The organism is Micromonospora sp. KC606 (genome assembly GCF_004348675.1).
Lineage (GTDB): Bacteria > Actinomycetota > Actinomycetes > Mycobacteriales > Micromonosporaceae > Micromonospora.
Map to the genome: position 1 here is coordinate 84,055 of NZ_SMKN01000001.1, position 25,472 is coordinate 109,526.

Annotated in this window: 20 protein-coding genes and 4 pseudogenes; 13 read left to right on the top strand and 11 right to left on the bottom strand. The window is 68.3% G+C overall.

Annotated elements, in window-relative coordinates:
* Positions 1 to 61: 61 nt before the first annotated feature.
* Entirely contained in the window at positions 62 to 379 is a 318-nt protein-coding gene (locus tag E1193_RS00425) for a PadR family transcriptional regulator (RefSeq protein WP_132179084.1), read from the bottom strand.
* A gap of 402 nt (positions 380 to 781) precedes the next feature.
* Here E1193_RS00425 and E1193_RS00430 point away from each other — a divergent pair, with 402 nt between their 5' ends.
* Positions 782 to 1,108: a hypothetical protein gene (locus tag E1193_RS00430; protein WP_132179086.1), complete on the top strand. Its 327-nt coding sequence runs from the start codon at positions 782 to 784 to the stop codon at positions 1,106 to 1,108.
* 138 nt (positions 1,109 to 1,246) lie between these two features.
* On the opposite strand, the gene E1193_RS00435 is transcribed toward E1193_RS00430, so the two are convergent.
* From E1193_RS00435 to E1193_RS00445, 3 genes are read right to left on the bottom strand one after another with little or no spacing between them, the layout of a single operon-like run.
* Positions 1,247 to 2,272 carry a hypothetical protein gene (locus E1193_RS00435; RefSeq protein WP_132179088.1) on the bottom strand — a complete coding sequence of 342 codons (1,026 nt, stop codon included), beginning with the start codon at positions 2,270 to 2,272 and terminating at the stop codon, positions 1,247 to 1,249.
* Between the two features lie 26 nt (positions 2,273 to 2,298).
* Positions 2,299 to 3,288 carry a transporter gene (locus E1193_RS00440; RefSeq protein ID WP_132179090.1) on the bottom strand — a complete coding sequence of 330 codons (990 nt, stop codon included), beginning with the start codon at positions 3,286 to 3,288 and terminating at the stop codon, positions 2,299 to 2,301.
* The gene (locus E1193_RS00445) at positions 3,285 to 4,172 is read right to left on the bottom strand and encodes an ABC transporter ATP-binding protein (protein WP_132179092.1); all 888 of its coding nucleotides are present in this window, start codon (positions 4,170 to 4,172) and stop codon (positions 3,285 to 3,287) included. The genes E1193_RS00440 and E1193_RS00445 overlap by 4 nt, the downstream gene beginning before the upstream one ends.
* Positions 4,173 to 4,292: 120 nt before the next feature.
* Between E1193_RS00445 and E1193_RS00450 the strand changes: the two genes are divergently transcribed.
* The 5 genes from E1193_RS00450 (at position 4,293) to E1193_RS00470 (ending at position 8,690) form a co-directional block, all read left to right on the top strand.
* On the top strand, positions 4,293 to 4,955 hold the full coding sequence (locus E1193_RS00450; protein ID WP_132179094.1) for a response regulator transcription factor: 663 nt from the start codon (positions 4,293 to 4,295) through the stop codon (positions 4,953 to 4,955).
* Complete coding sequence (locus E1193_RS00455; RefSeq protein WP_132179096.1) at positions 4,955 to 6,040, top strand: HAMP domain-containing sensor histidine kinase; 1,086 nt, start codon at positions 4,955 to 4,957, stop codon at positions 6,038 to 6,040. Before E1193_RS00450 ends, E1193_RS00455 begins: the two co-directional genes overlap by 1 nt.
* Positions 6,041 to 6,412: 372 nt before the next feature.
* The gene (locus E1193_RS00460; RefSeq protein WP_132179098.1) at positions 6,413 to 7,075 is read left to right on the top strand and encodes a dihydrofolate reductase family protein; all 663 of its coding nucleotides are present in this window, start codon (positions 6,413 to 6,415) and stop codon (positions 7,073 to 7,075) included.
* A gap of 53 nt (positions 7,076 to 7,128) precedes the next feature.
* Positions 7,129 to 7,458 (top strand): YciI family protein, encoded by a 330-nt coding sequence (locus tag E1193_RS00465; RefSeq protein ID WP_132179100.1) that lies wholly within the window; start codon positions 7,129 to 7,131, stop codon positions 7,456 to 7,458.
* On the top strand, positions 7,455 to 8,690 hold the full coding sequence (locus tag E1193_RS00470) for a DUF6596 domain-containing protein (protein ID WP_132179102.1): 1,236 nt from the start codon (positions 7,455 to 7,457) through the stop codon (positions 8,688 to 8,690). The genes E1193_RS00465 and E1193_RS00470 overlap by 4 nt, the downstream gene beginning before the upstream one ends.
* A gap of 99 nt (positions 8,691 to 8,789) precedes the next feature.
* Here E1193_RS00470 and E1193_RS00475 read toward each other — a convergent pair whose 3' ends face one another.
* Positions 8,790 to 9,500 (bottom strand): TetR/AcrR family transcriptional regulator, encoded by a 711-nt coding sequence (locus E1193_RS00475; RefSeq protein ID WP_165945551.1) that lies wholly within the window; start codon positions 9,498 to 9,500, stop codon positions 8,790 to 8,792.
* A gap of 115 nt (positions 9,501 to 9,615) precedes the next feature.
* Between E1193_RS00475 and E1193_RS00480 the strand changes: the two genes are divergently transcribed.
* A complete protein-coding gene (locus E1193_RS00480) occupies positions 9,616 to 10,581 on the top strand; it encodes a hypothetical protein (protein ID WP_132179106.1) in 966 nt (321 codons plus the stop codon).
* Complete coding sequence (locus tag E1193_RS00485) at positions 10,578 to 10,769, top strand: hypothetical protein (RefSeq protein ID WP_132179108.1); 192 nt, start codon at positions 10,578 to 10,580, stop codon at positions 10,767 to 10,769. The genes E1193_RS00480 and E1193_RS00485 overlap by 4 nt, the downstream gene beginning before the upstream one ends.
* A 331-nt stretch (positions 10,770 to 11,100) precedes the next feature.
* Here the strand turns inward: E1193_RS00485 and E1193_RS00490 are convergent, their stop codons facing one another.
* The 5 genes and pseudogenes from E1193_RS00490 to E1193_RS00510 form a co-directional block, all read right to left on the bottom strand.
* Positions 11,101 to 11,856, bottom strand: a complete 756-nt coding sequence (locus tag E1193_RS00490) for a response regulator transcription factor (protein ID WP_132179110.1) — start codon at positions 11,854 to 11,856, stop codon at positions 11,101 to 11,103.
* A 192-nt stretch (positions 11,857 to 12,048) separates the two neighbouring features.
* Positions 12,049 to 13,794, bottom strand: coding sequence for a DnaJ C-terminal domain-containing protein (locus E1193_RS00495; protein ID WP_132179112.1), 1,746 nt, complete (start codon positions 13,792 to 13,794; stop codon positions 12,049 to 12,051).
* A 58-nt stretch (positions 13,795 to 13,852) separates the two neighbouring features.
* Entirely contained in the window at positions 13,853 to 14,227 is a 375-nt protein-coding gene (locus E1193_RS00500; protein WP_207922467.1) for a hypothetical protein, read from the bottom strand.
* A 51-nt stretch (positions 14,228 to 14,278) separates the two neighbouring features.
* Positions 14,279 to 14,668: pseudogene (locus tag E1193_RS00505) on the bottom strand (transposase); the annotation flags it as partial.
* 337 nt (positions 14,669 to 15,005) lie between these two features.
* Positions 15,006 to 15,218, bottom strand: a pseudogene (locus E1193_RS00510) (IS5/IS1182 family transposase); the annotation flags it as partial.
* A 213-nt stretch (positions 15,219 to 15,431) separates the two neighbouring features.
* Here E1193_RS00510 and E1193_RS00515 point away from each other — a divergent pair.
* Positions 15,432 to 16,031, top strand: a complete 600-nt coding sequence (locus E1193_RS00515) for a hypothetical protein (RefSeq protein WP_132179118.1) — start codon at positions 15,432 to 15,434, stop codon at positions 16,029 to 16,031.
* A gap of 1,119 nt (positions 16,032 to 17,150) precedes the next feature.
* Positions 17,151 to 18,608 carry a pentapeptide repeat-containing protein gene (locus E1193_RS00520; protein ID WP_165945552.1) on the top strand — a complete coding sequence of 486 codons (1,458 nt, stop codon included), beginning with the start codon at positions 17,151 to 17,153 and terminating at the stop codon, positions 18,606 to 18,608.
* 893 nt (positions 18,609 to 19,501) lie between these two features.
* Here the strand turns inward: E1193_RS00520 and E1193_RS00530 are convergent.
* The gene (locus tag E1193_RS00530; RefSeq protein ID WP_207922468.1) at positions 19,502 to 20,647 is read right to left on the bottom strand and encodes a hypothetical protein; all 1,146 of its coding nucleotides are present in this window, start codon (positions 20,645 to 20,647) and stop codon (positions 19,502 to 19,504) included.
* A gap of 577 nt (positions 20,648 to 21,224) precedes the next feature.
* Between E1193_RS00530 and E1193_RS00535 the strand changes: the two genes are divergently transcribed.
* The 3 genes and pseudogenes from E1193_RS00535 to E1193_RS00550 all read left to right on the top strand — a co-directional run.
* Complete coding sequence (locus tag E1193_RS00535) at positions 21,225 to 22,226, top strand: ankyrin repeat domain-containing protein (RefSeq protein WP_132179124.1); 1,002 nt, start codon at positions 21,225 to 21,227, stop codon at positions 22,224 to 22,226.
* Positions 22,227 to 22,290: 64 nt separating this feature from the next.
* A pseudogene (locus tag E1193_RS00540) lies at positions 22,291 to 23,267 on the top strand (transposase); the annotation flags it as partial.
* Positions 23,268 to 25,089: 1,822 nt separating this feature from the next.
* Positions 25,090 to 25,365 (top strand): annotated as a pseudogene (locus E1193_RS00550) (DUF664 domain-containing protein); the annotation flags it as partial.
* Between the last annotated feature and the right edge of the window lie 107 nt (positions 25,366 to 25,472).

The window sequence follows — 25,472 nt, forward strand, 5'->3', positions numbered from 1 at the left end:
CGCAGATGGGCGGGCCAGCGCCGGACGGCGACGGTCAGTAGGGCCCTCGCGATCCGCTGGCTCACCACGCCGGCCGCACAGTGTGGGTCGGCTCCGGCACGACTGTCGCCGCCTGCATCTCTGCCAGGGCCTGCCGTGCCTGTGTCGCACCCGCGGCGGTCAGTCGGTAGTAGCGGCGGGCGGGTCGGCCCTGCGCCGCCGGGTCGACCTCCTCCCATCGGGTGGTGAGCCAGCCGGCCTCCATGAGCCGGTGCAGAAGCGGGTAGAGGGTGCCGCTGGCAAGGCCGGTGCTCTGCATCAGGTCGAGGCCGTACCGATCGGCCTGGGGATCGGCGAGCAGCGCTGCCAGCACCCGCGCGGTAGGGACCGTGATTCGCATCGCATGACTATTTTGTCAGTCTACATAGGGTCAAGTCCTCGGTGAGGGGCTGGTAGTGCACGCGAGGCGGTCGCTGGTCAGGGGACAGCGAATCTGGGTGGCGGCGCCTACGATGCCCGGTGTGACAAGGAGGATCGATTTCGCGGTGGCAGGTCCACTGACGAGGATCGACGCGGTCTATGAGCCTGCGTAGGCGGCTCTCCCGCGGGCGGCCGTGGAGATCTGCCGCCTTGTTCACGATCTCGTCGTCCAGCCGACTGACGCGAAGGGCCTCGGCGTGCCCGACGGCCGGTTCGCCGAGAGCCAGCTCCGTCCCGTCAACGGTCTGATCGACGCCCTGCTCGCCCTCGACGCGGCTCCGCTGACCGTGGCACGCGACCCCGCCCGGCGGGCGATCGGAACGTGCCGGCACTTCGCCGTGCTCAGCTGTGCCTGCTGCGTTACCGCGGGATCGCGGCCCGAGCCCGCTGCGGCTTCGCCACCTACTTCCAACCTGGCCAGGGCGTGGACCACTGGATCGCGGAGTACCGCCGGGACGGCCGCTGGGTGCGGATCGACGCCGAATCCTGGGCGATTCCCTCGTTGCGAAACCCGAAGACCTCGCCGCCGACGAGTTCCTCACCGGCGGTGAGGCGTGGGCGGCTTTCCGGCAGCGGCGTACAGATCAGGCAGCGCGGGACAGCCTGCTGCCCTCAGCGGCTGCCGGCGTTCGCCGGCAGCCGCTGGTAGCGGCAGAAGCGGATGCCTCCGGGCCCACGCGCTCGGGATGGCGATCGTCGCGGCGGCAAGTACCTGGCGGTGGTCTCAGTGGCGTCGCCGGTCAACGTCACCAGGGGCGAGGAGTCCCAGCTCCTCGCCCCCGATGTGTTAGGACCCGAATTCCAATGCGCCTGACTCGAGTTCGCGCTGGAAGAACGTTTCTGGGTGCATGAGGCCGTCTGGGGGGTCCTCTACGGCGGCGGCTCGTCGCCGGAGTTCCGCGAGGTAGGCCGTGTCCAGGACCGTGGAGGCGGCGATCTGTTGCCGCAGGATGAGGGCCCGGGGGCCGGTGTAGAGGTAGGCGTCAGCGCCGGGGTAGCCCATCGCTGCGGGCGGCTGCCCGGGCCGGGACTCGAAGTATGACGCGTCGAGTTGGCCCAGCCAGGTTCCCCCGAACGGAACGACCGAAGGCACCGGCCAGCGGGCCAGCCGCTGCTCCAGCTTCTCGTTGTCCTTCTGGAAGCCAAAATGCGTGGCGATGGTGTACGTGACGCCGGGGAACTCCCGCTCGTACATCGCGACCGCGCTGCCGCCGCCGTGCAGCAGGTGACTGATCCCGAAGAGCATGAGAGCCTTGCGGTCTTTGGCGAGCACCTCTTTCTTCATCAGCGCGGCGATGGTGCGGTCCCGTTCCTCGAAGGGCGCGAGCCCTTCGGGACTGGTCACCGTGTTCCAGTCGATGGGCGGATCACAGGCCAGCACGCGCAGTTTCTCCGCCGGCGGCAGGCTCTTGTTGACCTCGCGTACGAGCGGGAAGAGCCGTTCGTAGAAGACGGAGAACCCACAGCTCGGCTGGGTGGTGTTGCGCCACACCTGGCGTACCTCGGCCAGCGGCACGTCCTTGCCCGCGATGTAGCGGTCCAGAAGTGGTTGGTAGAGCGAGTTGCCGCACTCGACGGCGATGACGTCGGCCTTGCCGGGGAAGGCGGGGTTGCGGATCAGGTCGAGGAAGATGTCGTTCGGACTGGCTCCGGCCACGACGTCGTAGCGGTCGAACGCGGCGAGGATGGCTTTCTGGGCGTCCTGGGGGCCGGCGCCCGTGGCGGCGGCCGGTGATGACTCGGACGGCATGGTGGCCAGCAGGGCCACGCCGGCAGCTAGGGCCGCGGCGGCGAGGTAGGTGAGTGTGCGCATGGGGCCTCCCTTGGACGGCTTCGCGGTCATGCGACGTGGCGGATGCGGCGGACGGCGAGGTAGAGCAGCAGGGCGGCGACGGCGAGGAAGATGCCGGTCTCGATGCCCTGGAACAGCCAGTACCGGGTTCCGGGCTGGTAGAGCTGCCAGTTGTAGGCGCCCGAGGTGATGCCGAGGTCGGCGCCGCACGCGGCGCCGGGTCCGGTGGCGTCGGGCGCGCAGGCGATCTGCGCGTTGGCCGTGATCATCTTGCCGGATGCGTCGCGGATGCCGTAGGACAGGATCCAGTCGCCGGCGGCCGGGTTGGTCTGCTCGGTGGCGTCCTTGACCGGGAAGGTCAGGACCCGGGCGGGCAGGTAGTGCGGTCGGGCGAGTGTGGTCAGGGCGATGCGCAGTCCGAGGAACCCGACGAGCGTGGCGGACATCGCCGGTAGCACCTTGGGCCAGATGGTGCCGGCGAGGATGCCGAGCGCGACGGCGAAGATCGTGTAGCCGATGGGGGCCGTGCCCTGCATGTCGAAGAAGAAGATGTTGAAGCGACCGTGTTGCCCGGCCTGGCTCATCGGGGTCAGCCACCACGAGACGCCCAGCCCGTAGACCACCGAGGCGACGAGCGCGACGGCGCCGGCTATCCCGAACTTGACCAGTGCCCAGCGTCCCCGGCTGACGCCCTGGGTCCAGACCATGCGGTGGGTGCCCTGTTCGATCTCCCGGGCGACCAGCGGCGCTCCCCAGAACAGCCCGACCAGCAGCGGCAGGACGAGGAAGAGCACACCGATCATGGTCATCACGGCGTACTGGCCGTTGAACTGTATGGACGCCTTGCCGCAGGTGTCGGCGTCGGCCGGGATCATCGAGGCGGTACCCAGCGCGCGGACGCAGTCGTCCAGGCCCAGGTCGGCGAAGGTGTGGCGCATGGCCAGACCGGTGGGGACCATGAACACGGCGAGCAGCGCGAGGCCGATCGCGGTGAACAGTGCTTGCTTGCGGTGCTGCCGCCAGGCGAGCCAGGTCATGCCGCCACCTCCCTAGCGGCGTGCGGCCGGGAGTCGTCGTCGCCGAGGTAGGCGAGGATGAGGTCTTCCAGAGTCACGTCGTGCGCCTTCCATGCCGGATCTCGCAGCGGAGCGTTCGTGCGGGCCAGCAGCGTGGACTGCCGATCGGTGCGTTCGGCCCGCACGACCTGCGCGACCCCGGCGGGCAGCGGGCCGCCGTCTCGGGGGCCGACCAGCTGCCGGTGCTCGGCGAGCAGGGTGCTGACGTCGCCGACGAGCTTCACCTGCGAGGCGTGCAGCACGACCAGGTGGTCACAGGTGCGTTCGAGATCCGCCAGGATGTGCGAGGACAGCAGCACCGTGGTGCCCGTCTCGGCGACGACGCCCATCAGCGCCTGGAGGAACTCGCGCCGGGCCAGCGGGTCGATGCTGGCGACCGGCTCGTCGAGCAGCAGCAGCCGTGGGCGCTTGGCCATCGCCAGGGCGAGGGCGACCTGGGCCCGTTGACCGCCGGACAGCTTGCCGACCGGCTTGTCGCGCGGGATGCCGATCTGCGCCAGCCGGCGGTGCGCCAGCGCCGTGTCGAAGCGCCGGTTCAACTTGGTGCCCATGGTGAACAGTTCGTCCGCTGTGAAGTCCCGGTACAGCGGTGTGTCCTGGGCCACGAACCCGACCTCGGACAGGACGGCGATGTCGTCGTACGGCGTCCGGCCGAAGACCCGTACGGCGCCGGCGTCCGGGCGCAGCAGACCGACCACCATGTGCAACAGCGTGCTCTTGCCCGCTCCGTTGGGGCCGACCAGCGCGGCCACCCTCCCGGCCGGAAGGCGCAGCGAGCAGTCCCGCAACGCCCAGGCTCTGCCGTACCTCTTCCCGAGTTGGTCGGTTTCGAGAACGATGTCCATCCGTTGCCCTTCCATCCTGCTGACGCGGTTCGCAGGTTTCGGTTCTACGTGGACGTCGGTGTCAGGACGGTGCCGCCGAGTGACACCGTTCTGACACCCGCGCGGTGGCATGGTGGGATCATGCGCGTGCTCGTGGTCGAGGATTTCGAGGTGCTGGCCCGTACGGTGGGTGTCGGGTTACGCCGCGAGGGCATGGCGGTCGACGTGGTCCTCGACGGTGACGCCGCCCTAGATCACCTGGTCGTGACCCGCTACGACGTGGTGGTGCTCGACCGCGACCTGCCGGGCGTGCCGGGCGACGAGGTGTGCCGGCGGATCGTGGACGAGCACTCGGCGACCCGGGTGCTGATGCTGACCGCGGCCTCGTCGGTGAGACAGCGGGTCGACGGCCTGGGCCTCGGCGCCGACGACTACCTGGCCAAGCCCTTCGACTTCGCCGAGTTGGTCGCGCGGGTGCGGGCGCTCGGCCGGCGGCCGGGCACGGCCGTGCCACCGATCCTGGAGTACGGGGAGCTCACGCTCGACCCCGGCCGCCGGGTCGCGACCCGCGAAGGACGCCGACTGGACCTCAGCCCGAAGGAGTTCGCCGTCCTGGAATGCCTGCTCACCGCACACGGCCGGCTCGTGTCGGCGGAGGATCTGCTCGAACGGGTCTGGGACGAGGCGGCGGACCCGTTCACCACGGCGGTGAAGACCACAATCCGCAGGCTTCGGACCAAGCTGGGCGACCCTCCGATCATTCACACCGTTCGCGAGGGCGGCTACCGGATCGGCGAACCGTGATGCGCGTCCGGATTCCCCGGCGGAGCCTGCACATCCAGCTCACGCTGCTCTACGCCGTGCCCTTCCTGATCTCCGGCGTCGTGCTGCTCTCGATCTCGCTGCTGGGCACCAAGCAGGCCATCCCGGCGGGTTCGGCCGCGGACCCCTCCGGCGTCCCCGGCGACGGCGGTCACCTGGACCGGCAGGTCACCACCTCGGCGTGGGCCGTGATCGGCATGGTAATGGTCTCCCTGCTGCTCGGCTGGTTCGTCGCCGGCCGGTTCCTGCGCCCGCTGCGCACCATCACCGCCGCCGCCCGGGAGATCTCCGCCAGCGACCTGCACCGCCGGCTCGGCCGGACAGGTCTGCACGACGAGTTCACCGACCTGGCCGAGACGCTCGACGACCTGTTCCAGCGGTTACAGGCCGCGTTCGAGTCGCAGCGGCACTTCGTCGCCAACGCCTCGCACGAACTGCGTACCCCGCTCACCGCCGAGCGGACGGTACTCCAGGTGGCGCTCGCCGACCCGAAAGCCACCGCCGAGACGCTACGGTCGGCCTGCCACGAGGTCCTCGCGCTCAGCGACCAACAGGAACGCCTCATCGAGGCGCTGCTCACCCTGGCGCTCGGCGAACAGGACCTCCAACTGCACACCCCGCTCGACGTCGCCGGCACCGCCGCCGAGGTGGTCGTCGCCCGCCAGCAGGACGCCGCCCGGCGAGGCATCCGGATGCACACCGCCCTCGATCGGGCACCGGCGACCGGCGACCCCGACCTGATCGAGCGCCTGGTCGTCAACCTGGTCGACAACGCCGTGCGGCACAACGCGCCGGGCGGGTGGGTCGAGATCAGCACGACGAGCACCGCGACCGGCGGCGTCATCCGGGTCAGCAACACCGGCCCGGTGGTGCCGCCCGACGAACTCGACGCGCTGTTCCAGCCATTCCGGCAGGTCGGCAATCGCCGGACCAGGCACCCCGACGGACACGGGCACGGACTCGGACTGGCCATCGTCCGCGCGATCGCCCAGACGCACGGGGCGACCCTCGACGCCCAGACCCGGCCCGCCGGCGGTCTCGACATCGAAATCGAGTTTCCCGGATAAATGAGCCGCGGTCAGCCGGCACGCGCCTGGTCGGTGCAAGCCGAGCAAGATCAGGTGCACGCTCATCGGCACGTTCGGACGCCGACGACCGTCACCGAAGTCACCTTCGGTGACGAGCGCTTCGCTGCATGAGCGGACGACTGGTCAGGATCTTCGCGATCGATTTGGTTCAAGAGCGTGTCCGCACTGGGCGCGCTTGGGGAAGTGGAGCGCGGTCGCGGCGGAACTGCCGTGTTGCCGGATCGCTGACGACCAGCATCCCGGAAGGTCTTCAAAAAAATCCGTGAGGCGGTGTCGGATCGGGGTGGTGGTGTTCGTAGCAGGGGTGAGGCCGCCCACGAGGGGCGGCGCCGAGGTAGGGGAATCGCGATCATGAAGCTGACGACCATGACTCAGGTCACCATCGATGGAGTGATGCAGGGAAACGGCGGTGTGACGGATGAGGACCGCAGGAACGGCTTCGAGCGTGGCGGTTGGGCCCGGGGGGCGGGTGACGACGAGACCAAAGCGTTCATCAACCAGACCTACAAGCGCGCCGACGCGTTCCTGCTCGGCCGGCGGACCTACGAGCTGTTCGCTGGCTCGTGGGGGTCATTGACGATCGAGGATGTCCCTGGTTGGGAGCCCGTCTGGCGGGCGTTGGACACACGGCCCAAGTACGTGGCATCGACCACCCTCGCCGATCCGGCGTGGTCGGGCACCACCGTCCTGTCCGACGACCTTGCGACCGCCATCGCGGACCTGAAGGCCAAGCTGGGGGGTGAGCTGCAGGTGCACGGCAGTGGCGCCCTGACCCGGTGGCTGCTGGAAAACGATCTGGTCGACGAGATGACTCTGATTGTCGTTCCCGTGGTTCTCGGCCAGGGCGCGCGGTTGCTCCCGGACGCCGGCCCTGATCTTGCGCTCGACCTGATCGAGTCACGAGTCGACTCGAAGGGCGTGACGATCCAGGTCTTCCGGCCGGCCGGGCGCCCGCAGTACGCAACGGTTGATGAACGGGGTCTGCGCCTGGAGGCAGCCCCACTAACGGCTTGAAGTGCCGGACCAACGAACCACGCTTTCTTGACACCACAGGAGATGATCTTCAGATGCAGTACCTCATTTCCGTGATCGACGACGGCACCGGCCCGGCCACCCCGAAGGAGGACGCTGCGATCGACGTGTTCAACGACCGGCTCCAAGCCGAGGGGCACTGGGTCTTCGCCGGCGGCCTCGCCTCGCCCAACTCGGCCACCGTCATCGACAACCGGGGCGAGGAGGTGCTGGTCACCGACGGGCCCTTCCTGGAGTCCAAGGAGTACCTTGCCGGCTTCTGGATCATCGAGGCACCCGACCTCGACGTGGCGCTCAAGCTCGCCGTCGAGGGGTCGAAGGCCTGCAACCGGAAGATCGAGGTGCGGCCGTTCCTGTCCGCATGATCGACGTCCGAGAGGCGATCACCCGGGCCCACCACGAGGAGTGGGCCCGGGTGGTCGCCGCGCTGACCAGGCGGTGTGGTGACCTCGACATCGCCGAGGAGGCGGCGGCCGAGGCGTTCGCGACCGCCGTCGAGCGGTGGCCGGCCGACGGCGTACCGCCCAATCCCGGCGGCTGGCTGACCATCACCGCCAACCGCAAGGCCATCGATCGGATCCGCCGCGAGAACAAGCGCGACGACAGGCACAGGGAGGCTCAGATGGTGTACGCCGACGACCCGCCCGAGCCTCTCGGCGCCGTCGACGACGACCGGCTCCGGCTGATCTTCACCTGCTGTCACCCGGCGCTTGCGATGCAAGCCCGCGTGGCGCTGACGCTGCGCATGGTCGGCGGTCTGACCGTGCCCGAGATCGCCCGCGCCTTCCTGGTGCGGGAGACCGCCTTGGAGCAGCGGATCACCCGCGCGAAGGCCAAGATCAAGGCGGCTCGCATCCCCTATCGAATGCCGGCCGCCGAGGATCTCCCGGCACGCGTCACCGGCGTGCTCGCCGTCCTGTACCTCGTCTTCAACGAGGGCTACCTGGCCACCGGCCCCGACACCGATCCCGCACGGCATGACCTAACCGCCGAGGCGATCCGGCTCACCCGCCTGATCCGTGCCCTCCTGCCGGACGACGGCGAGGTGGCCGGGCTACTGGCGCTGATGCTGCTCACCGAGGCCCGCCGCACCGCCCGGGTCTCGGCCAGCGGCGAACTGGTCACCCTCGACGAGCAAGACCGTGGAGCCTGGGACACGGCGCTGATTGCCGAAGGTCATCGGCTGGTGCGCGAGCGCCTCGCCGCTGCCGCCGCCGGGGTGACCCCGGGCCGCTACCAGATCCTCGCCGCGGTCAACGCCGTGCACACCTCCGCCCGCGACATACGAGACACCGACTGGTCACAGGTCCTCGCCCTCTACGACCAACTTGTCCGCCTCGACCCCTCGCCGATCATCGCTCTCAACCGGGCCATCGCGGTCGCCGAGCTTGACGGCCCGGAGGTGGCATTGGCGGCCGTCGACCGGCTTGAGGACAATTTGGCCGGCTACCACGCCTACCATGCGACTCGTGCCGAACTGCTGCGCCGGCTGGGCCGCAGCCAAAAGTCGCGCGGGGCCTACGAAAAAGCCATCGAGCTGGCGGGCAACACCGCTGAGACCGCCTGCCTGACACGCCGCCGAGACCAGCTCGGGTAGTGCCCCCCTGTGCGCATCGCGACCTGGCGCACTGCCTGCGGTCACGCAGTCGTTGGTGGGCTGGACAGCTCCAGCCGGCCGTCGAGGTATGCCGGGCCATCAACGTCGGGGTCGGACCAGGGCGGCGAGTTCGGTGTCGATGACTTCGGTGGCGTAGGGGGTGGCGTCTGGGGTGATCGGGCGTAGCAGGCCGAACACTTCCATGGACACCAGGCCGTGTAGGTGCACGAACAGGTCGAGCCAGACGGCGAGAACCTCGGTTGGGAGCCGCTGTCCGTGCCGGCTGGACCAGGTTTCGAGCTGCTGGGCGGTGCCTGGTGACAGGCGGGCGGCGCGCCGGTGCAGGGAGTCGGGGTCGAGGCGGCCTTCGGCGTGGGCACGGGCGAGCAGCTCGAGGGCGAAGTGGCCGATGCGGGTGCCAGCGTGCACGGTGTCTTGTGGCGGTGCGGCGTAGCCGGGGACCGGTGTGCCGTAGGCGAGCCCGAACTCGGCTGGGTGGGCCACTGCCCAGGCCCGGTACGCGTGCCAGATCCCACGCAGCGCCTCTCCCACGTCATCGTGCGCGCCGCCGGCTTCGACGGTGTCGGCGTGTTCGTCGAACGCATGGACGATGAGGTCGGTCAGCAGCTCGTCGCGGCTCGGGAAGTAGCGGTAGAGGGCGGAAACGGCGATCCCGACGTCGCGGGCGATGGCGCGCAGGGACAGGCCGGTGGCGCCGGAGCGGCGCAATTCCTCAATGGCAGCGGTGCGGATGGCGGCGAGCAGCTCCTGTCGGCGGCGGGCCCGCAGGCCGGTGGAAGCGGTCGTCATCACGTCATGGTCGCACAAAACGAGAACATTGTTCTTGACAGGCCGGGAGAAAAGAACGATGCTCTCTACGAGAGCAATGTTCTCTATTTCTTCCAACCTTTCGGGGAGTCCCTCCATGACGACCACCGCCGCACCGACGATGGCACCGACCGCCGTCCGTGACCTGTTCACCAATCGATGGCTGCTGCTGTTCCTCGCCGCCTGGGCGGCCGCGACCGGCTACATCCTCACGACCGACCGGTCCGTGCTGCCGCTCAGCGACCAGGAGCCGATCGGGTACTTCTCCGGCATCGTCGGTGGCGTCGTCGGCATGGTGTTCCTGTTCCTCCTCGCGCGGGGCCGCGCACCGCTCGATCACCGCAACGCCCCCGACTTCCGCAACCCCGGCAAGGAGACCGCCGGCCTGCTGGCCTGGATGGCGGTAGTCCTGGCGGTCGGCAGCGTGTTCGACATCCGCACCCACATCGCGTTCGTCGGGCTCGCCCCCGGCGCGCAGGCCGTCTGGGACCAACAAACCCCTGCGACCACCCTTATCTGGGCGATCTTCAACTTCGTTACCCTCGCGGTGCTGCCGTACTGGTTCTTCCGCTACCGGCTGGGCTACGGGCCGGAGAGCATGCTGCTGCGGTTCGACCGGCCGAAGGTGTGGGTGCCGTACTTTGTCGTCGTCGGGCTTCCGCCGATCTTCTTCGTCGCCACCCCGGAGTACTACACGACCTCCGTCGCCGGGCAGGCGCTCACCCTCGTGCTGTTCACCCTCGGGTCGTTCCTGCCCATCATGATCACGACCCAGTCGCTGCTGACGCCGCGGCTGTCGGTCCTGGCGCGGTCCTGGGTGACCGGATCGGTCCTGTCCGCCCTCGCGTACGGCGCCCTCAACATCACCGAGGCGTTCCTCGCGTGGGGTTCGCCCGCGCAGGTCGCCTTGTCTCTCGCATGGTTCATGCAGGTCGCGTTCTGGGGTCTTGCGAAGGCCGTCACGACGCTGCGGACCGGCAACGCCTGGCTGCACATCGCAACCACCCACACCATCCATCTCGCCGAGGCCCCAGCCCTCGCAACCACCTTCGACCTGCGATGACGGCGACCCTGCTGGCCCACGCCGGGCACCTCGCACCCCATAACGGCGCCGAGGCGTTCATCGGGGCCGCGCTGCTGTTCATGGGCGCGGCGACGGCACTGTGGCGGGCTCGCCGACAAGACAACCGAAGGAGACGGTCGCGCGACGACGACCTTTACCTGGGCATTTCGAGCGGACCGCACCGATAGTCTCATCCACGACGTCCGCACCGTGCTCGGCGAGACGCCCCACCTACCGACCGGCCCCGACCAGCTTTCCGGCCGCCACAGGGTCCACCCTGCACGAACCGGGTTGGCCACCTCATTGGCGCGGATGCCGCAGCACGTCTCGCCGGCGCGACGCAGTTCGTGGCGGCCCCGCGCGGCAGGGGCGGAAACACCGACTGCCGCTTTCTGCCGGTTCGCCCGCAGTGAGGTCCCGGCGCGCGGGCGATAACCCCAGCTCTCGCCCGTGCGGCCGGAACCGCGAGCCAGCGGCCGCGGTTCAGTCTCGATGCGGATCGCCGCCCACCGCATGGCCCTAGGGTCGGCACCAGGCCGGCGCCGGCGTCCCGCGCCACCGGCCGCGTTTGAGAGGAGCCGCATGCGGAGGAAGTTGGTACGAGGTACGGTCGCCGCCGTCCTCTCGGTGGTGCTCGTCACCCCGATGGGGGCGCGGCCGGCGGCCGCGGTGGACATCGGCACGATCGCCGGCATCATCAAGGCCGCGTACGCTGGTGACGTACTTCTCGACGGACGCGGGGCTGACCTCGAGCGCTGCCGCGATCGCCGAGTTCGATCGGCCCTCGGCCATCAGTGCGAGCACTTGCCGCTCCCGGGCGGTGAGTGTTTCAAGTGCGAAGACCCGCCGGCTCGCCCCGAGGATCTGGGTGATTACCTCCGGGTCCAGGACCGTGGCACCGCCTGCTACCCGGGTCAGCGCGTCGAGGAAGTCGCCGACGTCGGCCACTCGGTCCTTGAGGAGGTAGCCGATGCCCTCGCAGCGCCCGGACAGCAGCCGGGTGGCGTAGCGGGTCTCGATGTACTGGGAGAGGACGAGCACCGCCACGTCGGGGTGGTCGCGGCGTAGCGTGAGCGCGGCGCGCAGCCCTTCGTCGGTGTGGGTGGGCGGCATCCGCACGTCGATGACGGCGATGTCCGGCTGGTGCTCGGCGACGGCGGCGAGCAGCGTGTGGGCGTCGGCCACCGCGGCGACCGCCTCGTGCCCGCGCCGCTGCAGTAGGTGTACGAGGCCGTCGCGCAGCAGCGCTGAATCCTCCGCGACGATGACCCGCATCGGCTCCGCCCGCTCAGGCCTGTACCGGAAGTTCCACGGTGACCACCGTAGGCCCACCGGGTGGGCTGGACAGCTCTAGCCGGCCGTCGACGGTGCCGACCCGGTGCGCCAGCCCGGTCAGGCCGCCCGCTGGCGCGGGCCGACGAAACACCTAGCCGCCGTATCGTACAAAGTACGTGAATCAGACGTCCTTCAACGCGGCATGATGTAAAGGTCGCCGCGCCCGGGGTCGGTCTGACCAAGATGCGGCACGCCTTGCCCCCGCACCCTGATCGGGATGCCGGGGTGCGCGCGGGGCGGTACCCGTATCCGGAACGTCGCGCCGTCGAGCCCGACGACCGGCAGGGTGCCGCCCGCCGTGAGATCGACGGACGAGCCGTCCAGGATGCAGTGCAGGTCGTGGCCGGCCCGGGTGAACCGTTCGTGCGGTAGTTCGTGGACCTCGATATATAGGTCGCCGCAGGCTCCCCCGTACGGGCCCGCCTCGGACTGGTTGGCCAGCCGGATCCGCATCCCGTCCTCGACGCCTGCCGGGATCTTGAGGGTTATCGTCCGGCGGGTCCTCAGCCGCCCGTCGCCTTCGCAGCCGCGGCAGTCGAGCACCGCCGGAATCTCCCCCTGGCAGGTGCCGCACGTGATGGCGGTATCGAAAGAGATTGGCGTCTCGTGGCCGAACGCCGTCTGCTCGAGGCTCAGGTTGAGCCGAAGGAGCGCGTCCATCCCGCGGCTCTGCCGCAGCGCGGCGGCGGCACTCTGCTCCGCGGCGGCGCGCCGGTCCGGCGGAATCTGATCGCGCGTGGCCCGCTGCACCAGGGCGTGCACGCGGACCTCGCTGGCGTCGCCCGTGAGGGCCACCAGGCTGAGCCGCTGCAGGCAGTGCAGCGCGTCGCGGGCGTCGGCCGCGCCGACCCGCGGCCGCACCGGCCGGGACGGCCTCAACGACGCCAGGAACCCGGTGGTGCGCGGGGGCGGACCCAATCCCCGGTCCAGGTACAGCAACGCCGCCAGGGTGGTGAAGACGGTGGTCGGCACGCCGTTGGGATCCACATGGCTGGCCAACTCCAGCAGCGGCCGGGCCAGCCCGGCCGGGATCATCGCGTCGGCCAGCTCGATCGACAGCGACCAGGTCGCGGCGACCGTCGTTTGATGGCCGTCCGGTAGCGCCTGCGGCTCCGGCACGAGCTCGGCCAGCCGCCGACGCCGGTCGGCGAACCGCTTGCGGTACTCGCCGCAGGTCAGCCCCCGATCCAACAGGTACGCCGCGGCCTGCGCCAAGGCCAAGGGCAGGTATCCCAGGTCCACGGCAAGCTGCTCGACCTCATCCAGCCGGGCGGGGTGGCCGGCGAGCTTGCCATGCAGGTACGCGACCGCCTCGGCCGGGGTGAACACCCCCACATCGACCAGCCGACGGCCGGCCAGCAGCGCGGCGTCGCGGCGGCGGGTGGTTACCACCGTATGCCCGGTCGACGTACTCGGCGGCCACAGTCCAGCCAGGTCCTGCGGGTTGGTGAGGTCATCCAACACAATCAGCCACCGACGGTCCGTGCTTGCCAACCAGGCCAGCAACCGCACGGACGCCTCATCCGGGTCCGCGTCCTCCACTCCGCTGATGTCCGCGGCGGCCTGGGCGTAGCGGGTCAGCACGGCGGCCCGGGACGTGGCCGACACCCATATCAACAGATCGACCTGCCGATGCTGCCACCACCGGCGGGCGAGGTTGGCGGCCAGCTGAGTCTTGCCGACTCCGCCCAGCCCGGCGAGGACCTGACATACGACCACCGCATGCTCTCCGGCCAAAGCTGTAGCCAAGTCCTGATCGGCGCGCCGGTCCAGCCGCTGATCAACCAGTCCCGGCACCACTCCCACCAGGTGCGGCCAGGACATCGGGGTCCGGCCGGCGAAGTAGTTGTGCTGGATGCCGTAATCGCCGGCCAGCACTCCACGCGCACCGCGCGCGTCGACCCCCTCCCGGGCCGTCTGCGGCAACCGGTCCGGGTCAGGAGAAGGTGTTGCGCTGTGTGTTGTGGTCACCGACCTGGACGCCCTTCGCCTCCCGCACGTCAACGTGATACTTACCAGCCGTCGACCCCGCCGGATCTACCAACTCCAGCAGCCGGCGGGCGACAGCCAGAACCTGCTCGTCGCGGTCCGCTCCGACCTCCGTCAGCAACCCGCCAAGGCGGGTCTGCCACACTCCGGGATCCGTCTCGTCGGCGTCCAACGCCTGGGCCGCGCCATCGTCGCTGATGCGGCGCTTGAGCAGCACTTTCAAACCCCCGTATGCGTCCCGCACCGCCGCGGACGCGGTGTCCTTCACACCCGCGCCCGCACCGGCGGCCAACGCGACCATGATCACCTCAACTGCCGACACAATCCACTCCCGCCGATCGACACCTCATTCTGACGCACCGGCGCTACCCACTCACACGCGAAAACCCCTGTCGGTGGCCGTTCTTAACAACTCCCAACTCTTTGAGTGTCGGAGTCGGCGGCAGCAGATGATGGCGCAGGCGAGGGTGAGGAACGCTTCGTGGATGTCGTCGCGGATCTCCCAGCGGATCCGTAGCCGACGGAACCAGTGCAGCAGGGCGATGGTCTGCTCCACGACCCACCGTCGGGTGCCGAGCCCGGAGCCAGGGTCGGTGCCGCGTCGGGCGATGACCGGGGTGATGCCCTTGGCCCGCAGGTCGCGGCGGTAGCAGTCGTAGTCGTAGCCGCGATCGGCGTAGAGCCGTTCGGGGCGTTGCCGTGGCCGGCCCCGGATGCCCTTGATCCGGGCAATCTCGTCGACCAGGGGCAGTAGTTGGGTGAGGGTGCCTTCGTGGCGGCCGAGGTGGCAGCAGCGGCGCGATCTCGGCCCAGAGTTCATCCGAGACGATCCACGGCGGCATAACACTCGTACTGTGCGCCCACGCCTACCTCGCCGTCACCGCCGCAGAAAGGGGGCACCGAATCCGATGACGGCCTCATCCCCCTCGCCCTCGGCGAGGTCCGCCGTCTCCTGGCACCCCTGATCACCACCAGCCGACCCTTCGACCACACTCATCGATGGTCACGAGGGCGACCCGACACCAGTACCGCGCCAGAACAGCCCACTACCAGCGAAGACACCGGCTCCACCAGATGCGGCTGGAGTCCTAGGTCGGTGATCAGCTGGTGAGGATGATGTTGTGGAGGTTGGCGATTCCGGAAGTAGCGTCGGTCAATGTGTGGGCGGCGCGGCGGTAGTCGCGCAGGATCTTGAAGCACTTCATTCTAGCCAGGGCGTGTTCGACCCCTGCCCGAATGGTGCGGTGTTCGACGTTGAGGGCTTCTTTCCAGGCTGGCAGGTCGGTGCCGTCGGCGGGCTTGCGGTACGGCAAGGCCCAGCGACGCGAACTGGTGCGCCACCGCGACCGGCCCAATACCGGCAAACCCGTGCGAGACGCATGCGTAGCCGACGGCCGTGAGCGAATTGCGTAATAGATTTACGTAGTCCTACGGATGGCCAGACATCCTCGTCACGGCTACGTTCCACTGATCGGACCGAGTGTCGACATCACGTCGCCGCCGACCGCCGACCTGGAGGAGGAGACGTGTCGATTTTTGGACGATTTCGCATGCCGGGACTGCTCGGCGTTTTTGCCGTGGTGGCCGCGATCGCAAGTCTGCTGCTTGCCGTGCTGCCCGGGCCGGCCCAGGCAGCGACGACCGCTGACTCGACGGTACGCCCCCACGGGATCGTTCCTGCCCACGTGAAGGTGTACACCTTGATCTCGTCCGTTCCGACGTTCAATGTGGCCGAAGGGCGTTCGGTCATCAACGCCCTGGATGCGCCAGTGACTACCACGTTCACCTCGAACCAGTCGAGGACCTATACCGTCAGCACCAGCACCGGCCACCAGGCGTCCTTCTTCAATTTCCTAACCGTCTCGGTCAGCCAAAACGCCACGCTGTCCAGAACCACCGCGCTCGGCGTCAGCGCGACAACCGTCATGCCGCCGCGGACCCGGGTCTTGGCCGAATACGGCATCGAAGCCTTCGACATCGTCTACGACGTGCAGGGCTACACCTGCCTCGGCTCGAACTGCCGCACCTGCCCGGTCAACTGCAACAAGAACGGCGGCCCGACGCGGGAGGCGAGGAACGTCCCCACCGTCATCGAAGGCTGGCGCCTCACCTCTACACCGGCCTGAGCGTTCCGGCCGGATGCTGCCCGGCGTCACGATCCGACGGCGGCGGCACCAGGAGGTTGATTGTGCGGCACGGGAAGCCCCGCGGGCGGTGGCCGGCGGGGCTTCCCGGGCGACAGGTCCCGACGCGCGCCCCCGCTCGCGACCACTGTCCGGGCATGCTCAGGTGATTCTTGCCTACGACGATTCCGACTGTCGGCGACGGCTGAAGCTGGACCTCGTCCACCTTCCGTGATCGATTTTGACCCAATCAGACGAGCAGGATCCGGTGGCGCACTCACAGACTGCTTCCTGGAGCCGCGCCCTCATCGATGCCCGGGATAGGCACCCCGTACCTGACCTGCAAAGGGTTAAAAACCTCAATGTTGTCATCCTGCGGGGCAGGTGTGGATCGCGTACCGTTCGATAGCCTCGACCTGTCGCCAACTCTCATGCTCCTCATCATCGGTCTGCAGGTCCTAAGCTCGTCCAAACGCTTCTCCGATTGCATTGCGAACCTGCGCACGGCCTCGGTGCCAAATCGCAATCTGGTAAAGTCCCGGGCCAGCTCCGAGATCTACACCATGGAGTTCCGGTGGGCCATAGCTGTCGGTGGCATGAACTATAATGCGCCCTGTAGGCAACTGAAGCGACACAGAGTCAAGCCATGCCCATGTGGTATCGCTCAGGGTGGGCGCAGTTCGATGGGCGGTGACACGCACTGCAGGCACCCTGCACTGGTCCGCGCATTGGACAATCAGCACCGCACCGTAAGCCGTGACAATTGATTCTGGGGCCAGGCGGCGCGAACGCTTTACGGCGAACGCGCGGGAGGTCGTCGACGGCGCTGTCGTCAACGTCTCGGAGGACGAAGACATTGTAGGAGGGATGAACGATCGCATCGGGTGTGCTGCGGACCATCGTCGGGTGCAGCATCCTGCACCTCCTGTCATGGCTGCCTGCGCTGGTGCTTCTCGGCTAGCCTTTCATACTCACAATCGGGTACGGGTGGCGCCGACTGGTGCCGGCGCCACCCGTCTATTCAGCGGGTCCGGTGGTGCCGTTCCTGGCCGCCCTTGCGGACCGGTCAGCAACTGCGCGCGATCTTCTCCGGACCTGGCTCGAAGCACTACGCTCTGCGCCGTGGATGAGACCTCGACGGCGTACGAGGCGGCGGCTGACCGGCTCGCGACCGCTGCCCCGGGCACAGCACAAGTGGCCGTAGCAGACCTAATCAGGCTGGCCGTGGCCGACGGTGAGCTGCGGCAGCCGGTCACGGACACGATTTGCCAGTGGCTGCGCGGCCCGGCCGGGTCAAGCGGCGTCGCGGTCGAGGAGCGGCGTATCGTACTTGGGTCGCTCACCGATCGGCTGCGGGCGCAAGAGGCACCGTGGCAGGGCGTGAGCATCGACCTGTCCGGTACGACGCTTGTCGACGCCGACTTCAGCGGCTGCCGGCTCGGCGGTGCCGTCTTCGCCGACACCCGGTTCCACGGCACCACGGTCTTCGACGGCGTCACGTTCGAGGACGAGGTCATCTTCCAGCGAGCGGTCTTCTACGACGACGCCAGCTTCACCGAGGTGCGATTCGAAGGCGATACCGAGTTCGGCAGGGTCCGATTTCGCGGCCGGGCGGACTTCACCAGTGCGGCGTTCGGCGGCATGGCCTGGTTCGGGCGTGGCACCGACACGTGGTGGGAAGACGACGAGGCGTGGGAGACGGTCGAGGAGATCGACCCGGCGCCGTGGGAGGAGCTCAACGAGGACGATCCGGACTGGCCGGTCGCGGTGCTCATCGAGGACTACCAGGACTGGGAGGAGGGTGGGGACGGCGCGCGGTTCGCGGGTGACGCGTCGTTCGCTGGCGTCCGGTTCGACGGCCCGGCCTGGTTCTACAACGCCCGGTTCGGGGCGGCGGCCACGTTCGCGGGGGCCCGCTTCGCGGGGCGGGTGCACCTCGACCAGCCCTCGGTCGACCTCTGCGACGCGCACTGGGCCGGCGGCACCGAAGACGGTGAGTCCGAGTGGCCGCTGGGCTGGACGGTGCGATCGGACGGCACCGGCGGCGACCTGGTGCCGGACTCCTCCGTGGCGCCCTACAGCCAACAGCTCGCCGACCCAGACCCCTCGGTCCGCTCGGCCGGGCTGGGGAGCCTGAACCAACTCGGTGACGACCGGCCCGAGCTGCGGCAGCGTGTCGTGGCGACGCTGTGCTCGTTCCTGCGGATCCCGGTGCCGTTCGACCTGCACGCGCAGGGCCGCACCGCTGAGCAGACCACGCTGCTGCGGCTGCGCCAGCAGGCGCAGCAGCTACTCGCAGAGCGGCTCCGGCCCGGCCCAGGGCAGTGGAAGGACATGAACCTGTGGCTCTGCGGCGCCACGCTTGTCGAGCTGGACTTCAGCGGCTGCGAGGGCGGGTACGCCGAGTTCGCCGGCGCCCAGTTCCACGGGACAACCCGCTTCGACGGCAGCCGCTTCGACCGAGCGGCGTTCACATTGAACGGATCGTCTGGCCGGGCCACCTTCCATGGCGACGTCCTGTTCGGCGCCGAGCCGCCCGACGGCGTGGTCTTCCACCGTACTGTAACGTCACGCGCCTGAGCTCGGGATGGGCATGACTGACCAGCCGGTCCCCGGGGTCTACGAGGCCTGTACGGTGCCAAAGTGTCGCACGCGCTGTGAGCTGGTCCCCAGCCTGGCTGGCGCACCTTGATAGTCATGGTGTTTCAACTGATCTATTTGGTCGCGATCCGAGTGTTTGACGCTCTGCTCGTCGTGGCCCGCAGTGACAGCGCGTGCTCGCTGAGCTACTGGCGCTGCGTCACGAGGTCGCGGTGCTACGCCGTCAGGTCGACAGCCGAGCACGGCTGTCCTGGCCCGACCGGGCGATCCTGTCGGCGCTGGCCCGGCGGCTGCCCCGCGCGGTTCGCGCCCATCAAATCGTGACCCCGGCGACGCTGCTAGCGTGGCACCGCCGGCTGGTCCGACGCCGCTGGATTTATACCCCCACCGCAGCGGCCGACCACCCGTCAGCGACGAGATCCGCAAACTCATCCGCCGGATGGCCCGGGACAACCCCCGCTGGGGCCACAAGAGAATCCAAGGCGAGCTGTTCGGACTGGGCCACCGCGTCGGCCTCTAAGCCCCCATATGGCTGGATGAGGCAATTAGCCGACAGGTGGCCTCCGGGACCGACAACTCGGCAGGGTGGTTGTCCGGGCAAGGCGGATGACGCGTGAGGCGCTACGGCGCAGGCGGCACCGGATGGATCGAGACCGACTACATCGCCCTGGGCGTCGCGCATGAGGAGTTCGGTGAGCCGATCGTGCTGTGGGTTGGCGAGCGGCCGACGCCCGCTGGCCGGCAGTGGAGTCGGAGGCCAGCGGGCGGACACGTGTTTTCGCTGAAAAGCCATCGCCGCTGGCGCCGGTGCCGGCGCCGGCGCCGGCGTGAGCCCGCCACGCCGGCGCCGGTGGCCGGGATCCGGTCAGGGATCAGTCGGGTAGGCGGTCGAGGATCCAGGTGCAGAGTTCCTCGGTGACCGCGGTGTGGGCGGTCGTGGTGGAGGAGCAGAGGAACTCGTCGAGTTCACTGTCGCCCGGGTCAAGCGCGTTGACCTTCGCGTACAGGCTCTCCTGGTCATCGAGGTCGCGGATCGCGACGGCGCTGACGGTAGGCACGAAGCACACGGTCGACTTGAGGAGGTTGACGATCCCGCCGTTCTTCTTCAACGCGTCGGCGATGAGCCGATAGGTGTCCAGGGTGCCTCCCGGGGCGCCATCGATCTCCGGGAAGCCGTCTGTGGTGATGATCTTACGGTCGGGCGGGAGGGTGCGGACCAATTCGGCAACCGTGACGTTGTCCCCGGCCGCTTGAATGCGGAAGTTGGTCCCGGGAAAGAGCAGCCCATCAACGGTCAACGCGAACTCCCCCGGCTCGACGGGGCCCGCCGTGCCGTCACCGGCGCCATTCGCGACGCCGATCTTGCGGGGAATCGTGGGCCACCAGCCCACCGCCTGGAGCTGCTCGAGGAATTCATCCCGGTCGGGATGTTGCCGGATTGCGCCGTCGTTGCTGTCGTAGTGCCGCCACAGCATCTCCTTCGCGGCGGGGCTGTTCATCTGAATCGCAAAGTCGTTCGCCGGGCCGGGGATGAAGTGGGCGAAAGCCTGTACCCCGATGGGGATGTAGCCGCCCCGGTGGGGGGTGTCATAGGAGAAGTAGACATCGGTGCGGTGCGGAATCCCCTCGTGTTCCATCCTGGCGAGCGCGTAACGGGTGATCAGACCGCCCATACTGAAACCGCCAACCGCCAGTAGGTCGCTCCCGGTCTGGGACGAGATGGTTCGCTGGATCACCGCGATGGCCGCCTGGGCGTTGGCCGATATCGACGCCGTGCGTTCGTCGAAACCGAGGAGGATGACCGTCCTGCCCCGTCGCCGAAGCGTGGTGATCAACGGGAAGGCGCCGTCCAGACCCTGGTAGAGCCAGTCCAGATCGCTGCGGCCGAGGTTGAACCCGTCGGCGATGACCACCGGCCGTCGAACACCAGGCGGGCCGTCTGCGTAGTAGACCCGGGCGAAGCCGTTGGGGATACCCTCGTCCCATTCCTCGTCCGCTGCCGGCACCTCGATCGGCACCGACGGCGCGCCGGCAACCCGAGCAGCCAGGGACACCCCACCCACCGCTTGTTCCAGTTCGGACATGCAGTTTCCTCCCTTTCATCCACGCGCCGATCGTCCAGACAGAAGCGTCTGATCATGAGCGGCTGCGGGGCATGGCGGCCTTCACCACGACAAGAACGATATGCCAGCAGCACCCATTTCTCCACTCATTCGGAGGTATGAAAAAACGGTAAAACTTCCACGATGAAAGCTTATGGGAATTCCAAAATGGTCGTCTGGCGGGGAACGCAAATGTCATCAGATTCGTGACTGCGAGGCGGGATTTCAATTCCCTTCTATTGAACCAACCTCATCCTGCGTAGCGGCTACTCTCGAGTGATGGAAGACGAGGTTGGCCTGCACGATTCGGGGGCGCGCGGCGGGAGTTGCAACGTCGTTTGGTCAGAATGCTCCTGCACTTGAGCGTCGAGATGCAGCAGATGAAGCATCTCGAGGAGCCACTGCACCCTGCTCTGCCGAAGCTACCGTCAGCCTTTCGCGGGAAGTGTGGTGTGCGTCGTTTGGCGCGTTGACGCGCGACGGGAGGGCGGTCATGACAGGCTGGGATGGAGTGCGGTTGTGGGGCGGCGGCGAGGATGAGGTGCGGGCACGTCTGGCGGCGGGAGCCGATCCCTGCATGCCGTTCGGGACTGACACGGCCCTGCACGTGGCGGCGGAGCACTCGTCGCCCGCGGTGGTGGCGGCGATGGCCGCGGCCGCAAGCGATGTTGACGTCCTGTCCGACGGCCGGTCCCCGCTGTGGCTGGCGGTTCACTCGCGGCGGTACGACAATGCCCGGGTGCTGGCGGCCGCTGGCGCGGACCCGTGGCAGTCGATGATGGCCGGTTGGTCACCTGGTCGGCTGAGCCTCGCAGGAGCCGAACCCGACTTGTTCGGCGCGGCGCCGGCCGGTGTGGAGCTGAGCCCAGCCGAGCGGGAAGCCGTCGCGTTGGCTGGTGAGCTGGGCGAACGGTTGCAGGTCGACTACTACGACGGAACCGGGCTGCTCTGCGTCGCTGGTATCGACGCGGCCGAGGCGATCCGCCGGCTCGCCGGCATCCCGATGACCGAGGACGAGCTGCTCGCCCACTACGAGGTCGACGTCGAGGAGGAGCCCGAGCCGGGCGACGAGGACGACTGGCGCTGGCTCTCGGAGATGAACGATCTGCTGCTCGTCGGCGTCAGCGACGTGCCTGGCGGCTGCGTGATCAGCCAGCCGTGGGGATATCAGCCTCAGACTCCCTTGGTTGGTCGGCTGCTGTCCGCCGGCACCGTCGCCTACGGCCTTTACGCGAACCCGAAAAGCGGCAACCAGGGCAGCATCTACCGTGACGGGGAGACGACCGGCTGGGACCTGCACCCTGGCGGTGCCGCGTGGGACACGGACACCAGCGAGATGATGCTGCTCAGCTACCTCTACTGGCTGCAGCCTCCCGCATACGCGTGCGCGTTCGTGGGCCTGCGCCCAGTCGACGCCCGATGCATCACCGGCCCCGCCGACCAGTGGGTTCTCCTCCCCGACCGCGACTACTGGGCCCGCGAGACGGTTAGTTAGGCTTTGTTAGGTCGTGGTGGCGTGTCGCTTGTACGGGCGTCGTGGGGGTGTTTGGCTGCGGTGCGTGGTTGAGCGGGACCTCGCTCGGGTGCGGGCGCAGTTGGAGGACTTCGCGACGAGGATATTCGCGGGGTTGCGGCGATCGGATCAGCGGGCGACGGGTCTGCGGTATCTGCGTGGGTTGATGTTGGACGGCCGGCGTAAGTCGATGCAGCCGATGGCCGAACGGCTCGGGGTCGATCACCAGCAGTTGCAGCAGTTCCTGACCTCGTCGACCTGGGATGTCGCCGGTGTGCGGCGGCGGCTGGCGACGGCCGCGGTCGACCTGGTGGCGCTCAGGTGTGGGTGGTCGACGACACCGGGTTTCCCAAGGACGGCAAGGCATCGGCGTGTGTGGCCCGGCAGTACTCCGGCACCCTTGGAAAGGTCGCGAACTGCCAGATCGCCGTCACGGTTCACGCGGCGACCGACGCCGCGTCGGCGGTGCTGAACTGGCGGCTGTTCGTGCCGGAGTCCTGGGACGAGGGCTGTATCCCCGGCCCGGACGGGAAGCCCGCGAACGCGCACGCCCGCAGGCTGCGCCAGCAGCCGGTCACCCTCGATCAGGCCGGGACGAAGAAAGCACACCACCGTGTGCGGGTGCCGCCTGCCGAGCAGATCGACCAGATCCTCCAGCGGCGGGCGGCGTCGAAGGTCCCCGACGCCGAGCGGTACCGGCCGAAGTGGCTGATGGCCCTGGAGATGCTCGACGAGTTGGCCGCATGGGGGCTGCGTCCGCCGCTGCTGACCGCCGACGCCGGCTACGGCCAGGTCGCGGAGTTTCGCCAGGGCCTGACCGAACGCGGCATCAGCTACATCGTGGCGACCACGTCTTCCACCGCCGCTCAACCCGGAGACGCCCAACCGGTCGAGGTTCCCTACGCCGGAGTCGGCAAGCACCCCACACCGCGCTACCCCCACCCTGCTCGCAGCCTGAAGGACCTGGCCCTCGCCCACGGCGCCGACAAGACGCGTCTGGTGCGCTGGCGTGCCCGGCTACCCGCACCCGACCACACCCATCCTCTCGGGTCAGCCGGACACAACTCCGGTCGGTGCTCAATCGGCGGCTATGAGCGGATACAATTCCAGCCTGCGGTTGACGCCGAGCGCGGTTTACCAGGAGCGCCAGGCACCGGGCGGATGTTCGGGTGTCGCCAGATCGGCGACCATCCCGAAATGATCAGTGGCCCACACCTTGTCGACCGGTTCGTCGAAGGCCAGCCGGCAGTCGACGATGTCCAGGGTCGGGCCGTGGATGCCGCAGCGAACCATGACGTAGTCGATGCGGCGTCCCAGCTCCAACGACATCTCGCCGGCCTGCACGAGTGGGTTCAGCGGTGTAAAGGTGTGGCCGGGTTCGTCTGGGTGTATCGCCGACCAGGCATCCCGGTACGCGACGCTGCGTCGGCACAGCGACTGCTTGCCGGTCCAGAACCTCATGCTGGCAGAGTCCGGACTGTCATCGAAATCCCCGGCCAACATCACGTGCATGTCCCGGCCGGCGAGTTGCTCCTCGATGAACTCGGCACAGGCGACCGCTTGCAGCTCGCGTTCGTAGGCGTAACCCACGTGGTAGGTCGGCTTATGGTGAACGAACAACAAGGGCCCGATCGGCGGCGGCGCTTCGATCTCGGCCACGACGGCGGCGCACCATGGCAGGTCCACGCGGTCGGTGACGTGCAGATCAACCTCACGTACCGTACCGACCGGCCACCGGCTGGCGAGAGCAGCGCCGACGCCGTCAGCAGAGCGCCCGGAGTGACGAACGATGTGATAGTCAGGGCCGAGCAGGTCCGGAGCTTGGTCATAGCCATTACCCCAGACCGTTTCCTGCAGGGCGACCAGATCCGGGCGCAAGCTTGCCAGACCCGCCCGTAACACCGAACGACGACGTTCCCAGTCGGCACGATCCGGCGAAAGCAAGTTGAGGGTCATGACCCTCAGATGACCTGCCCTCGCGCTGTCGTCAAACTCCGCCATACAGATCAATTACCTGGAGCCGAGCTGCCGAAACATCATCCGCACATCGGTTAAACCCTCACGCCGAGAGAACGGCTCGCTCATCGACGCCCGTCACACAACGTCACCAACTTGGATCGTTGCTGTCAGGCGGCGAGCCGCCGGACGTAGACCGAACTCGGCGCGGTGTGCAACTGCAGCCGTCACCTACCTCTGCACTCGGACGGGTCTGTGGATTTAACGGCTCTGGCTCACTTTCGGTGGTATCAGAGAGTAGTGGCCTCAAGGGCTGGGCGGCGGGGCTGTCCAGATTGGTGCAACCAGGGCAAAGGGGGTAGCAAGTCGGAGTCGCGCGCTTCCTGCGAAGACTCGCCAACTCCGAGACATCAGCGTCAGCGGTTCGCGCGTGCACCTGCGAGGTCGCCACGGAATGTCACCACCGAAAGTGAGCCAGAGCCGTTAGCGAGACAGCCCCTGCTCCGCAGTCGTGCGGAGGGCCACGCCTCGCTCGGCGAGCACGTCCGTGAAGTGGGCGTACCGTTCGCTGCGCAGCATCCAGCCTCGATAGATGGCCAATGCCGCCGCTGGGCACGGCCGCCACCGCCCGCTCTGCCTCGTCGCCTCGGGCCAGCGCGTCGTGGTCAACCACAGCAACGACCAAGCCCGCTTCCCAAGCCGCTCGCGTCTCCGACACGAAATGCTCATCCGGACGGCGCGGCCGCAGCGGGACTGTAGCCCGGCCTAGTCGACACGGTGCCTGAGGTCTTCTCGGGTTGTGCCGTCGAACCGGCGTTCAGCTTCGACGGCACGTCGGAAGCGACGGTATGCCTATGGCGGCAGCAGGGCGACGACCGGTGGCATGCTGGACCATGCAGACGCCACGATCAATGAGCTTCCCGTCGACGCTCCCGGCCACGTGCCGTGGTGGCCTCGTCCCGACGTGAACCTGTTCAACATCGTGCTCCACGTCCTGCAGGACACCACCCGGCATGCCGGTCACGCCGACATCCTGCGCGAACAGCTCGACGGCTGGTCCGGGCTCAAAGCTGAGTACGAGGAACAGATCGACACAGCGGCCCGTGAGACCTACCGGGCGAAGATCCAGCAAGCTGCCCGGGCAGCGGCTGGCGGCTCGTCTTGAGAAGGATGCCCGAGGGGAAAGCGAGCAAGCCAAACCAGGTTTTGAGGTTCCCGGTGACGCTGACGAGTAGGGTGGTTGGCCGGGCCACCACTCCCCACACCGCACTG